The organism is Paenibacillus sp. FSL R5-0475, assembly GCF_038004585.1.
Taxonomy (GTDB): domain Bacteria; phylum Bacillota; class Bacilli; order Paenibacillales; family Paenibacillaceae; genus Paenibacillus_AQ.
Genome location: NZ_JBBORK010000001.1, coordinates 5,987,644 through 6,000,674, shown reverse-complemented (window position 1 = coordinate 6,000,674; position 13,031 = coordinate 5,987,644). Strand labels below are relative to the sequence as shown.

The following is a 13,031-nucleotide window of genomic DNA, read 5'->3' as shown; positions in this document are numbered from 1 at the left end:
GCTAGGCGGCTTTGTTTTGAATCAACGGTTCTCATTACTTGAAGCCTCATTCCTTCTCGTTAAGTTTCTTTGCGTATTGGCCAGGAGCTAACCCTTCATACTTGCGGAACATGCGAATAAACGTGTTTGCATTGTTGCACCCGACCATTAGTGCTAAATCTCCAATTTTGATATCTTTCTGCTGACGCATAATCTCTTTAGCTTGCTGCACACGATAAAAATTCAAGTAATCTTTAAAATTTTCTCCGGAATGATTTTTGAAAGCGATACTGACATAACCAGGAGAGAAGTTAAACTCCTCCGCTATCATGCTAAGCGATAAATCCCTATTGTAGTTGTCATGAATATATTCAATCATCCGCTTTACCGTACTGTTATCCATCATTTCATTCTGCTGATCAATCGTATCCATCATGGCGCCGAACAAGGAAGTAATGGCGGAAACCATAAGCTCCTTCGATTCGCCGTGCTGTACGATGTCCAGAGATTCCTTATGAGCTTGAACGAACTCTTCGAAAGGCATATTCAACTGCTGGATAATTCGGCTCAGCGTAGCCAACACAAGCAGGCTGAACTGGTCGAGCTGCTGCCTGGTTAACTGCCTTTGCTCCAGATTTTCCGATAGCAGGCGGTTTAGCGTATTTAAAGCATTCTCCCGCTTGCCGCGAATCACATAGCTGATCAGCTCGCGTTCCGTATCGATAGGATAATAATAGCTGACCATCTGAACTTGACTGAGTTGTTTATAAGTAATGACGGAAGTCTTGTCCACAGCCGATCTTCTCTTCAGAATATCAAGTGCCTGGATAAAGGAGCGGTCAATTTCCCCAGCAGAAATTACAGGCTGGCCTACAGCTGCAGTCAATCCGTATGCATGCGCGTCCTCGATTTGAGCCATCGCTTTCATGAGCTTCTTCTGAATGGATTCCGTATCGGATTCACTGATTATGAAGACAAATTTGGTGAAATCATGATCAAGCAGTTCACAAGGGAAATGAACTTTCAACTGCTCATGAATAATCAAGGAAGTCTTTGATTTTATCGTAAGAATCGCATCTTTCGAATATTGCTCCTCCAATTCCTTAGCGTTCGAGAATGAAATCACACAAACGCTCAAGTTGCTAGAAAGGCTTTGCAGTTGATGTGCATTTAGCAGGTCATCCACCTTGTCAGGTGGAACGAGTCCATGGAGCAAATCCCGCAGGAACTTGTCTCTCATCGAAAGCTTGTGCTCATGTAGCGCGGATTTCATCTGTTCATTGGCTTTACTTATAGTCGTCGCTGTCTCGTTCAAGAAAGCGAATTCGTCTGCTCCCGAAGGCTCACCGTAGCTCTTGAACAATCCGACGAGATGACCCACAGGCCGGTACATGCGCCTGGAAACTGTATAGGCGAACGCAAGTCCCACAAAGATAAGAATGGCTAATAAAAGTACAGTCCCTTTTAAATTGGGGGAAAAGGAGTCCACCAAAGAGTAGTTCTGTGTAACATACATATACGACCATTGCGGCATCGTATTCGAGCGGATTAAATGGAAATCGAATTCATCATTGGATAGCTTCTTATAATCCACGGTTGCCTGTTCATCCAGTTGTGCCAGTGGATAGGCAAGCAATTGTTTTTTCCGTTTATCGTCAAAGTTTGATTTAAGCGTTACGTATCGACCATTCTCGATAATGGCAAAAGCTTCTTGCGCATCAGGTGATAGGGGTGGCAGCAGCAATTGTTCAAAGAATGAGACAACAAAAAATAATGAGTTCCCTATTCCTACCCGTTCCGGATTAACGATTCTTATGGATGCGCTTTCATTGTTCGTCGACGTTGTATTTTGGCTGCTCGATACCGTTATGTTTGGACTCGTGCTGTCTGTACCTAATTGTGCCAAATCCTCATTAGTGATTCCCATATCTTCCATATAGCGTCTTCTATCCGACGAAATTTGCGGCGTAATAACCAAATCGTCGTTAGTCTTCATTAAATCGATGCTATAGCCGAATTCAGAGAATGCATCTATATGATTTTTCAGTGCATAAGAGGCTTGCGTGATCTCATAGTAATCGCGATCTTTTTCAGCGAATTTAACAACATGATCATCTAATCTCAATTGTGTAATTAAATTGAAAGAAACACCGAGTTTCGTGTCAATTTTGTCGCGCGATTGCATGAGAAAATTCTGCTGCTTCTGGCTTAATTCCGATCGCACGTTTTGGCTGTCCTTAAAAAAAGAAAGGCAGACAGCAATCATAGTGTAAGCGAATATAATAACCAGATAAGCGATAAGTAGTTTTGTGAAAAAGGATTTTCTAAGCAATGTGATCTCCCCTTGATGATTCCTTTATAAATTGAAAATCACCCAATGGTAAAATTCGTATCCTTATTGGGTGAGCGTATATCTTTACACTCTTTTGGAAATATCTAACTCACACTATATATGAATATGAAAATACCGTCCATTCCCAAAATTCATACACATCCGCCAAAGTGGTAAGTATTATATTCTTGAATCCTATTACTCACTGTGTGGAATAGTATATATAACAATATTCTAAAAAGGTTGGTGGCATAATGTCTCCTGTAGCAAAGCTGTTTAAATGGGGAACGTGTGTGTATGAGGCTTTTCTGGCTCTGCCTGTCCTCGGCGGTCTCTTTATTATAGCCAATGGTTGGGTCCCACTTGCCGTTGCCTTTTTACTCCACGCTGTAGCCATTGTAATCCTGCAAAGAGAGCGGAAACCCATCGTAGGGAATGTTCTAGGCATTATCACCTCGATTTTAGCGTTTATCCCACTCTTAGGTTGGATCATGCATGGCATCACTGCGCTCGTACTGCTCGTTGAAGGGATTTCCTCTTCACGTCAGGCAAATCGTTATTAATAAGAGCACCTAAATCGTCAGAAAAATAACCCGCCCCTATTCAGGAGTGGGTTATTAGCGTTTATTCTTAAATATGATATATACCTTTATGATTGCCCGAGATTGTATCAACGTCCTGCCGATTGGGAATCGGCCCGCCGGGTTCCACTCTCATTAATGTAACGCCCGTTTGCGTTGCCATTGCCATTCTCAAAACGTTTGCGTTCCGTACGCTCCATCTGAACAATCTGACCTTCATGCACTACGATGTGCAAGGAGCCAAATTCCATATCATCCAGAAGCCCTGCAATCCGCGTAAGCCATAAATCATCCACTTTCAGCGGTTTAGCCATTCTCTAGCCTCCCTTTCCCCATCCAAAGGATTATATCCGCCTAAATTCCATAATTCCGTTATTACCAACCCGTATACTATGAATTAACTTAGCACGGAACCAAAAGTACTGTCAATGGGCATTTTTTCGTGATAACCAGCTTTTAATAATCATCGTCACCAAAGCCAACAACAGGAGCAGTGAAGCTACTGCAAAAGAGGCTGAAAATTGATATTCATTGTACAAAATCTCAACATGCAGCGGCAGTGTATTCGTCTCCCCACGTATATGCCCGGACACCACAGAAACTGCGCCGAACTCGCCCATGGCCCGCGCATTACACAAAATAATACCGTACAATAAACCCCATTTAATATTAGGAAGCGTGACTCTGAAAAAGATTTGCCACCCATGTGCTCCGAGGGTAATCGCTGCCTCTTCCTCCTGTGTCCCTTGATCCTCCATCAGTGGGATTAACTCACGCGCTACAAAGGGAAAGGTCACAAACAGCGTGGCCAACACGATACCTGGAAGCGCAAATACGATCTTGATATCATGGGCGCTCAGCCAAGGGCCAAACCAACCGTTGGCGCCGAAGACGAGCACAAAGATCAGACCGCCGATGACAGGCGATACTGCAAAGGGGAGATCTATCAAGGTAATGAGAAACCCTTTACCGCGAAAACGAAACTTGGTTACTGCCCATGCAACCGCTACACCAAAAAAGGTATTCAGTGGTACAGTGATCGCTGCAACAAGCAACGTCAGCCGCAAAGCGGAACGGGCATCTGGATCGGTCAGAGCAGCTATATATACGTCCCAGCCCTTTTTGAGTGCCTCTGTCAGCACGACAATCAAAGGCAAGGCAATCAGCCAAAAAAGGACTAGTCCAGCAGCTCCGATCAACACCCATTTTACAGCCTTGGTTTCCGTTGTCGCTGGCGAGGACGTATTCTTCTGTAGCCGGGGGGCTTGGAGTGGGATCGTGCCTGCCACAAGTTATTCCTCCTTTAAAGGGTTTTACGAAAGCATGATTAGCTTCTGAAAAATGCCGTATTTCGGTAGATATGAAGTGTCTTCGAGAAATCTTGGTTTTCATATCGGTTGCTGTCTCGGAAATTTAATGAAACAAGATTACTGGTAATGGGTCACTCCAAGGAATATTGGACTTCCGATCGCTGTTATCCTCAGATTTCCTGATTTGAACCGCTCCTCGCGGTAGAAATCCGAGGATAAAGGCGAACGCTAACGCTTCTACAGTTCCAATATTCCTCTCCGTTCCTTTCTTACCAGCCATCTGGTTTCAAAACTTCGAGATCGCTATCGCTCCTCCAAAACTGGGATTACTCTTCGAGTACTTTATCTAACGGAGGATTCCGCATTTTACGGAAGCAAGTATGCTTCGTAAAATAAAGTCGTCATTTACCTGTTAGGGTATAGCTTCGCTAAGAATCGCTCAGCAAAACAAAACTTCCAAATTAAATACTTGCAATATAGAGAGTAACACCGAAAGACTTACCGAGAAGTCTTACGCACCCAACGCTGGAGCGTATTAATGACTAACAGCATTAAGAAGGAAATGAGAAGCAGGAGCAACGCAACGGCAGTAGCACCAGCGTAATCATACTGCTCCAGTTTGGACATAATAAGCAAAGGAGCAATCTCCGTTCTCATCGGCATATTACCGGAGATGAACACGACAGAGCCGAATTCACCAATACCACGGGCAAATGCCAAAGCAAAGCCTGTTAACAACGGCGGGAACAGCTCAGGCAGTACTACTGAACGAAAGGTTCTCCAGCGGCCTGCACCGAGGGTTGCCGAGGCTTCCTCCATATCTCGGTCCAAATCCTCCAGCACCGGCTGTACCGTTCGCACGACGAACGGTATCCCGATGAACATTAAGGCAAGGGTAATGCCAAGCGGAGTAAATGCCACCTTTAATCCTAGTGGCTCAAGCCACGCTCCGATCCAGCCATTTGTGGCATAAAGAGCCGTCAAGGAGACACCAGCTACAGCTGTCGGTAAAGCAAACGGAAGATCGATCAGCGCATCAAATATTCTTTTGCCCGGAAATTCGTAACGCACTAGTACCCACGCCAGCAAGAGACCTAGAATAGCATCCACAAAAGCAGCAGCCGCTGCCGTAGACAGGCTGACACGATACGAAGCCAATACACGCGGATCGGTAGCTACATCCCAGAATTTCGCCCAGCTCAGCCCAGTAGAATTGAACAACAATGCTGAAAGTGGCAAGAGTACCACGAGACTCAGGTAAAGTACGCTGTACCCCATCGTTATCCCAAAACCGGGTAGTATCTTTCGCCGCGTTGTCGCCGATACAGCTGTAGTCGTTGCGGTGACATTCATCCCCTATTCATCCTTTCTCGCCTTCGGCAGGTTAGCCGATCAGCCCCTTACTAGGGACAAATCTCTTAAAGAAAAATATAATTTTCGTTTTATTAATCTGTTATTTAGCACCCGGCACATAGATCTTGTCAAAGATCCCGCCATCGTTAAAATGCTTCTCTTGCGTTTCTTTCCAGGTTCCGAATTTATCAGCCAATGTGAAGAGCTTTATTTCCGGGAACTTATCTTTATATTGTTCTTTCACGCTTTCTAGCGTTGGACGGTAGTAGTTCTCAGCCGCGATTTTTTGTCCTTCTTCCGTATAGAGATACTTCAAGTAAGCCTCGGACACTTCACGCGTATTTCTTTTATCCACAACCTTATCTACTATTGCTACCGGCGGTTCAGCCAGAATGCTCTCAGATGGATTTACGATATCGAATTTATCTGGACCAAGCTCTTCTACAGAAAGGTAAGCTTCATTCTCCCATGCAATCAGCACATCGCCAATTCCACGCTCTACAAAAGTGGTCGTAGAACCGCGCGCACCCGTATCTAGCACCGGAACATGTTTGAACAATTCTTTTACAAATTCCTCAGCCTTAGCTTCGTCGTTATTGTTGTGGTCTAGCGCGTAACCCCACGCCGCCAAGTAGTTCCAACGTGCGCCACCTGATGTTTTCGGATTTGGTGTAATCACTTCTACGCCTTCCTTAAGCAAATCCGGCCAATCTTTGATTCCTTTTGGATTTCCTTTGCGTACTAAGAATACGATCGTCGAGGTGTACGGTGAACTGTTATGATCAAATTTACTTTGCCAGCCTTCATTAATAAGTCCCTTTTCCTGCAAGGCATCAATATCATAACCAAGTGCTAAGGTCACAACATCCGCTTCCAGACCATCAAGTACAGCACGGCTTTGTTTCCCCGATCCACCGTGGGATTGTTTAATGGTGACCTTCTGTCCTGTTTCTTTCTCCCAATAGGCAGCAAAAGCTTTATTATAATTCTCGTACAATTCGCGAGTAGGGTCATAAGATACGTTCAGTAGCTCTACTGGATCTTTAGATGGAGTTTTTGTTGCTTCAGCCGCATTTGTGGCCTCCGCTGAATTGGTTGTTGCTGGTGTGTCTGTTGCCGAACTAGCACTATTGCCGTTGTTGTTATTGCTGCCGCAAGCAGCAGTAAGCCCTGCCGTCAGCAACAAGCTAAACCCTACAAGAAGCCCTTTATTCATCTTTTTCTTCATCTTTTCCACTCCCCCATGTTTTTCTTGCCTTCATTTCTTTCCTGTGGATAACAAAAAGAACGGAGGAAAGCCCACGTATGGCAGGTCAAACCGGTCCTATGACACGTGTCTGCGAGCCTAATGCAGGCGTTCCTCCGTCTGTACGGTAAGAACTTTCTTCAATTATTCCTATCTACTTAGTCGGTTTATATGGATATAATACTGAAACCCTTTAACCGTGTCAAACCTTTTTTTCCAGCCAATGACAAAGGAATCTTACAAATCCCACGCTATACAGGCAATAGTGTGGGTTCCTGTAAGATCCACTTGTTATTGATGCTATAAAGTAATATTATTGCTACAGCTTATGGTCTAGAGAAATTACCGCTTAATGTCGGGAGTGAGAATCATGGGTATGGATTTAGAGTACGTCCCTGCGCCGATAAGACCACGGCTTCATAGGAGAATGACTCAAGAAATTAGTCGAAGGATTAGGGGAACTTACCGTTATGATACAACGGTCTGGAGGACAGCAATCGCTGGTCTTTGGATCGTTTGCTTTTTAGCCTTCACCACTGCCGTATTAGGTATACCCACTGGATTAGGGGTGCCAACAGATATTGCACTCGCTGCAGGTACGAGTACCATTCTGCTGGCCATTGCCAGCAATATCATTGCTGTACTGATCGCCTTGACCGGACTGCGCATCCCACGACTATTCGCAGGTTGTGTATTGAGCGATGTTGGAGCGATTCTACTAATCTTATATTACGCAGATTTTGAGATTGAAGCTGCGGCTCTCATTGCTGTTCTACTATCCGTATTAGGTGCATTGGGTGGATTAGCCATCGGACTGCTGCGCAGCAAAAGAATAACCATGGGACTTCTGCTTACCATTACGGTAACTTTTTCCCAACTTGCTCTGGCAAACGGAGTGCAGGAAATACCTACTTTGGAACCCATTGATATCAGTGATTCCGATGTGATTCCGTTGACAGCCGCAAGTCCGTCACAACGTGGCAATCAAGCCTATCAGACCTTCACTTATGCCAGCGGTAAGGATCTGCATCGGACCGAATACGGCAAGGATACCAATGTGATCTCTTCTACAGTAGATGCTTCTGCTTATATTAAGGATTGGTCAAAACTCCGCACTTTATTCTGGGGTTTCGATTATAATGCACTTCCACTGAACGGCCGAGTATGGATGCCTGAGGGCGAAGGTCCCTATCCGGTAGTTCTGATGGTGCACGGAAATCATATGATGGAAGATTACTCTGACGGAGGGTACGCTTATCTCGGTGAACTCTTGGCCAGCCGGGGGTTTATCGCAATTTCCCTGGATGAGAATTTCCTGAACTATTCTGCTTGGTCCGGTATTCCGGACAATGATTTCAAAGTACGGACCTGGATCATTCTGAAACACCTGGAACAGCTAGCAGCTTTCTCGGATGAACCAGACAATCCTTTTTATCAAAAAATAGATTTCACAAAAACCGCCCTGCTCGGCCATAGCCGTGGAGGACAAGCTGTTGCTATGGCAGCAGACGCCGAACGTTGGTTCAAAAATGATCCCGTTATGAAGGCAGTAGATCGTTTTAATATAGCCTCTGTGGTCGCCCTTGCCCCTACGGACAAAACGATAGACGATCAGCAAGCCCGTCTCAAGGATGTCAATTATTTGACTCTGCAAGGGGCTCGTGATGGGGATGTACATGATTTCTATGGTGATCGGCAGTATATACGTACTTCCTATTCTCCAGGATCCTCCGCTTTCAAAAGCTCGCTGTATATTGCGGACGCCAATCACAGTCAATTCAACAGCGATTGGGGCGCGTATGATCAGACATTACCTGCTGGCCTCTTTTTAAATCGAGCGCAAATTATGGATGCAGACAAGCAGCGGCAAATCGCTAAAGTGTATGTGTCAGCTTTTCTGGAGACCACTTTGCATGGAAAAGACGAATACCAGAGCTTGTTCCGGGATTACCGCAGCGGACTGAAATGGCTACCGGAGACCACTTACTACAATCGATTCCAGGATGGGGGATATCGGCCAGTAGCCACATTTGACGAGGACCGCAACAAGAATACCGTTAATCTCGGAACAGCAGAAGCATCCGGATTATCCTGGTCGGAAGAGCTCGCGAAGGATCGTGAATCGAAGAGCAAAGCCACATATGGTGTCGTTCTTGAACGCACAGCCAAAAAAGACGAGGAAGCTTATTACAACATTAAGCTTAAAGACAGTGTTGTTACTGAAATGGCCCTTTCAGACGCAGATGGCCTTACATTTTCCTTAGCAAACCTCAATGGTGATATCAAAGATGAACTAAGTATTCCGCTACCTCCCAATGTAGAGGTTGAGTTAACCGACAAAAATGATACCTCGGCACGCTTGCCGTTAAGTGAGGTAATGGATATTCTGCCACTGCCGCAAACTCAGTTCACGTTATTCCCATGGCTTGAAGAACGGATTAATGATGGGAAGTACGGTGATCTGTCCGAAGCTGTATTTCAGACCTATGAGATGCCGTTCGAACAGTTTCAGGAGGAAGAACCTGAGCTAGAGCCTGAGAACCTGACGGAAATCACCTTCTACCTTGAAGCCGAGGGAGATAAAATCATGCTAGATGACATCGGCTTTTACGATCTAGGAATTCGAAATATGTTTTAAGGTAACTTGCCATTATACCATTTAAGGCCTTCCCCTCAGCACATGTACAGCTGATTGGAAGGCCTTTTATTTTGATGAATTTGGGGGAATAGCCTCTAATATGGAAACATACAATAACCTATTCCCAGCCTACACGGCTTGAATACAGACCGGTGTCTTTATCTTCAGCTCGTTCCCTGTAGGAATTAATCTGCCACTGTCACTATCGATGGAGAACGAAGTAATAATATCACTATTTTGATTCGCAGCGAGCAGCTTGCCACCAATAATGGCGAAATTACGCGGAGTACGTCCGCCTGTAACCTGCCAATCTACCGCTTCAAGATGACCTGTTGAACCCTCAATATGGAACAAGGCGATACTATCTTGTCCCCGGTTTGAGACATACAAGAATTTACCACATGGCGATACATGAATATCGGAAGCTGTATCATCACTACCCGCATTATATTGCTCTGGAAGCGTGCTGACATGCTGTAAAATGCTGAGGTTTCCATTCTGCTCATCATTAGCAAATACCGTTACGGTACAGTTTAGTTCATTCGCCAGATAAATCCATTGTCCTGAAGGGTGTACCGCCAAATGGCGTGGGCCTGAACCTGGTGGAAGATTAATCTCCCGATGCTTAGACAGCTTACCTTCTTCAAGGCGATAAATCAGGATTTGATCCAGTCCCAAGTCGCAAACCAGTATATGCTTGCCGCTTCCATCCGGAATGACGGAGTGTGGATGCGGAGCTTCCTGACGGTCTTCACGAATTCCTGAACCTACATGTTTCACTTGATCAGACATGACCTGAAGCGAACCATCCTCATTTACTGGAAATACGTTGGCATTGCCACCGGAATAATTAGAGACGAATATGTAATCTTGCTTAGGACTGATCGAGACATAACAAGGAGCGCCACCTTCCGTAGGACGACTTCCAAGTGGACTCAACGCTTTAGTAACAGGATCAATAGCAAAAGCATAAACCTCGCCCTCATCCTTCTCACTAACCGCATAGAGCACGCTGCCTGTGCTGTTTACTGCTAAAAACGATGGATTCTCAATGCCCTTAGTACCCTCAAGAATCTTCATTTCCCCTGATAAAGGACTAAGTGAGCAGAGTAGAATAGCTTCCTCACCTTCAGGGTTGTACGTTCCCACATAAAACAATACCTCATTAAGCCGTTCCATAGTAGCGACTCCTTTGTTTGTATAAATTGTATTTACTTCTTAATTACCCTTTACTGATAGCAACTCACTCAGTATTTTATAATATTTTTTCACTATAGCATGTTTATAGTTGTAATACATTATCGAGTTCAATTTTGAAGCCATTTCCTAACTCTCCCGGCAGTAGTAAGTTTTTACAAGTGGTTTAAACATGATTGGCAAGGTTAATAGTAGACATCGAAAACAACAAAACGAAGGAGTTGAAGTAACATGAGTTTTTTATGGATGTTAATTGTTGGTGGGATCATTGGTTGGTTAGCAGGTCTGATTATGGGCAGAGATATTCCAGGCGGGGTAATTGGTAACATTATCGCAGGTATTATCGGTTCATGGCTCGGTGGCGTGCTTCTGGGAAGCTGGGGACCTAAAGTAAGTGATTTCTATTTCTTCCCTTCTTTGATCGGGGCCGTTGTTCTGATCTTTATCGTCAGCCTTATTCTTCGCTCAACAAATGGGCGTAGCCGTTCATAAGCTTAGGCTGAACCAATAATTGTTGGACTACTTATATTATTAAAAAAAATAGCAGGTCAAGGTTAACTACCTTGACCTGCTATTTGGTGTTTTCGGCCTCTTTCTACTTAATGTAGTATGCAGTGCTTTTCACGGAGCTACTACCTCCATACAGCGGCTACACTTCAATGTTCTGCCATCGTTTTTCTGTTATAATGGAGATAAAAGTGACTCAAATCATAGAGAGGTCGTGAATCATGGGTAGCATTAACCCCTCACTCCTACATATCGGCTCCACTATAGGGACCTTGCTCATGGCGCTAATGGTTATTTTTATTCGTCTAAAAGCTAGCGCACGTCCGGTTACCATTCGAAAAATATGGATTCCACCTCTCGGGATGTCGACTGGCTTTGCCATGTTCGTTGTACCTGAAGTTAGGTTTCCTTTATGGTGGGCAGCACTCGCCTTTTTGATTGGCTGGTTCATCTTCGCGTATCCTCTAATACGCAGCACAAACTTCGAACAACGGGATGGACAAATTTATGCTCAGCGTTCTAAGAGCTTTGCTTTCATTCTGCTCGGACTCCTTTTAGTTCGCACCTTACTTCATGAATTTATTAATAGTTATGTCAGTATCCCTCAGTCCGGTGGGTTATTCTTCATCTTAGCCTTCGGAATGATTCTTCATTGGAGATTCTTTATGTACAAACGTTATAAAGCTATGACCTCCTCGGAGGCACAGTCCTTACAGTCATAAGTATATATTGTTATTCTAAGAAGCCATTTCAATTCATACGATTGAGATGGCTTCTTACGTGGATGAATACCTTGTAGGAAAAAACATTTTTCTGTGTCCGATGTTAGGTAACTTGTGGAGGGATACGTTAAAATATATGCATACCTAACAATAGAAAGCGAGGTCAAGGCAATTGAAAAGTAAATCAAGAAAAGTTGCCATCGTCGGTGCCGGGATGGTCGGTTCCAGCTGCGCCTACTCCATGGTCAATCAGGCAATTTGCGACGAGATCATGATGATCGACCGCACCTATGACCGCGCTATGGCACAAGCACTTGATCTCTCACACTGCATGGATTTCACAAGCACACGCACCAAGGTGTATGCAGGAACCCATAGCGACTGCGCAGGAATGGATGTAGTTATCTTAACCGCCGGCGCTAATCCAAAGGCAGGGCAGACAAGACTTGACGTCCTGGAAGCTTCTGCAGTCATTACTAGAGAAATTATTACCAACATTATGGCTGGGGGATTCGATGGAATATTCGTAGTCGCCGCTAATCCAGTCGATATTGTCACTTATATGGTATGGAAAATATCAGGGCTGCCTCGCCACAGAATTATTGGTACAGGAACCTCCATTGACTCCTCGCGCCTAAAGACACTGCTATCTGATGTTTTCTCCATCGATCCACGCAGCGTAAACGGCTACGCACTTGGAGAACATGGTGAATCCCAGTTTGTAGCTTGGTCACATGTGACGATTGGCGGTAAGCCCATCCTGCAAATTATGGATCAGCATCGTGAGCGGTTCCAGCATCTAGATCTGGAGGATATCTCCCGCAAGACCAAAGATGCGGGCTGGGAGATTTTTACCAAAAAAGGCTCCACACATTTCGGTATTGGCAGCGCACTGGCTTACATTACTCGTTCCATTCTGAATGATGAGCATAAGATCATTGCCGTATCCGCAATTCTGGATGGAGAGTACGGGCAAAGTGGTATATGTACCGGCGTACCTGCCATTATTGGCAACACTGGAATTCAAGAGCTACTGGAGCTTAACCTAAACACCGAAGAAGCGGAGAAATTCAACGCCTCCTGCAGCATTGTTCGCTCAGGCATTGAGAGCTTACACTTGGAAGACAGCATTTAGTTCTCCTGCAAACGGAAAAAATCGCTCTTTG

At 44.8% G+C, this 13,031-nt stretch carries 11 protein-coding genes; 5 read left to right on the top strand and 6 right to left on the bottom strand.

Features of this window, described 5'->3' with window-relative positions; genetic code table 11:
• Positions 1 to 46: 46 nt before the first annotated feature.
• Entirely contained in the window at positions 47 to 2,311 is a 2,265-nt protein-coding gene (locus MKX41_RS26880) for a helix-turn-helix domain-containing protein (RefSeq protein WP_340973883.1), read from the bottom strand.
• Between the two features lie 254 nt (positions 2,312 to 2,565).
• Here MKX41_RS26880 and MKX41_RS26875 point away from each other — a divergent pair, with 254 nt between their 5' ends.
• Entirely contained in the window at positions 2,566 to 2,874 is a 309-nt protein-coding gene (locus MKX41_RS26875; RefSeq protein WP_076285185.1) for a hypothetical protein, read from the top strand.
• 107 nt (positions 2,875 to 2,981) lie between these two features.
• On the opposite strand, the gene MKX41_RS26870 is transcribed toward MKX41_RS26875, so the two are convergent.
• The 4 genes from MKX41_RS26870 to MKX41_RS26855 all read right to left on the bottom strand — a co-directional run bounded on the left by MKX41_RS26870 (position 2,982) and on the right by MKX41_RS26855 (position 6,783).
• A complete protein-coding gene (locus MKX41_RS26870; protein WP_042184406.1) occupies positions 2,982 to 3,206 on the bottom strand; it encodes a YezD family protein in 225 nt (74 codons plus the stop codon).
• Between the two features lie 111 nt (positions 3,207 to 3,317).
• Entirely contained in the window at positions 3,318 to 4,181 is an 864-nt protein-coding gene (gene cysW, locus MKX41_RS26865; protein ID WP_340973881.1) for a sulfate ABC transporter permease subunit CysW, read from the bottom strand.
• Positions 4,182 to 4,700: 519 nt separating this feature from the next.
• A complete protein-coding gene (cysT, locus tag MKX41_RS26860; RefSeq protein ID WP_076285184.1) occupies positions 4,701 to 5,555 on the bottom strand; it encodes a sulfate ABC transporter permease subunit CysT in 855 nt (284 codons plus the stop codon).
• Between the two features lie 100 nt (positions 5,556 to 5,655).
• Complete coding sequence (locus tag MKX41_RS26855; protein WP_340973878.1) at positions 5,656 to 6,783, bottom strand: sulfate ABC transporter substrate-binding protein; 1,128 nt, start codon at positions 6,781 to 6,783, stop codon at positions 5,656 to 5,658.
• 388 nt (positions 6,784 to 7,171) lie between these two features.
• Here MKX41_RS26855 and MKX41_RS26850 point away from each other — a divergent pair, with 388 nt between their 5' ends.
• On the top strand, positions 7,172 to 9,439 hold the full coding sequence (locus MKX41_RS26850) for a poly(ethylene terephthalate) hydrolase family protein (protein WP_340973876.1): 2,268 nt from the start codon (positions 7,172 to 7,174) through the stop codon (positions 9,437 to 9,439).
• 129 nt (positions 9,440 to 9,568) lie between these two features.
• On the opposite strand, the gene MKX41_RS26845 is transcribed toward MKX41_RS26850, so the two are convergent.
• The gene (locus MKX41_RS26845; protein ID WP_340973874.1) at positions 9,569 to 10,618 is read right to left on the bottom strand and encodes a lactonase family protein; all 1,050 of its coding nucleotides are present in this window, start codon (positions 10,616 to 10,618) and stop codon (positions 9,569 to 9,571) included.
• 249 nt (positions 10,619 to 10,867) lie between these two features.
• Here MKX41_RS26845 and MKX41_RS26840 point away from each other — a divergent pair, with 249 nt between their 5' ends.
• The 3 genes from MKX41_RS26840 (at position 10,868) to MKX41_RS26830 (ending at position 13,000) form a co-directional block, all read left to right on the top strand.
• The gene (locus MKX41_RS26840; protein ID WP_042184394.1) at positions 10,868 to 11,128 is read left to right on the top strand and encodes a GlsB/YeaQ/YmgE family stress response membrane protein; all 261 of its coding nucleotides are present in this window, start codon (positions 10,868 to 10,870) and stop codon (positions 11,126 to 11,128) included.
• Positions 11,129 to 11,364: 236 nt separating this feature from the next.
• The gene (locus MKX41_RS26835; RefSeq protein ID WP_042184392.1) at positions 11,365 to 11,865 is read left to right on the top strand and encodes a CcdC family protein; all 501 of its coding nucleotides are present in this window, start codon (positions 11,365 to 11,367) and stop codon (positions 11,863 to 11,865) included.
• A gap of 172 nt (positions 11,866 to 12,037) precedes the next feature.
• Positions 12,038 to 13,000 carry an L-lactate dehydrogenase gene (locus MKX41_RS26830; protein ID WP_042184390.1) on the top strand — a complete coding sequence of 321 codons (963 nt, stop codon included), beginning with the start codon at positions 12,038 to 12,040 and terminating at the stop codon, positions 12,998 to 13,000.
• The last annotated feature ends 31 nt before the right edge of the window (positions 13,001 to 13,031 follow it).

What these genes read in the sequence shown, in the direction of transcription:
- MKX41_RS26875 (WP_076285185.1), top strand. Translation starts at nt 2,566, where the DNA reads ATGTCTCCTGTAGCAAAGCTGTTTAAATGGGGAACGTGTGTGTATGAG.
- MKX41_RS26870 (WP_042184406.1), bottom strand. Translation starts at nt 3,206, where the DNA reads ATGGCTAAACCGCTGAAAGTGGATGATTTATGGCTTACGCGGATTGCA.
- cysT (WP_076285184.1), bottom strand. Translation starts at nt 5,555, where the DNA reads ATGAATGTCACCGCAACGACTACAGCTGTATCGGCGACAACGCGGCGA.
- MKX41_RS26855 (WP_340973878.1), bottom strand. Translation starts at nt 6,783, where the DNA reads ATGAAGAAAAAGATGAATAAAGGGCTTCTTGTAGGGTTTAGCTTGTTG.
- MKX41_RS26850 (WP_340973876.1), top strand. Translation starts at nt 7,172, where the DNA reads ATGGGTATGGATTTAGAGTACGTCCCTGCGCCGATAAGACCACGGCTT.
- MKX41_RS26845 (WP_340973874.1), bottom strand. Translation starts at nt 10,618, where the DNA reads ATGGAACGGCTTAATGAGGTATTGTTTTATGTGGGAACGTACAACCCT.
- MKX41_RS26840 (WP_042184394.1), top strand. Translation starts at nt 10,868, where the DNA reads ATGAGTTTTTTATGGATGTTAATTGTTGGTGGGATCATTGGTTGGTTA.
- MKX41_RS26835 (WP_042184392.1), top strand. Translation starts at nt 11,365, where the DNA reads ATGGGTAGCATTAACCCCTCACTCCTACATATCGGCTCCACTATAGGG.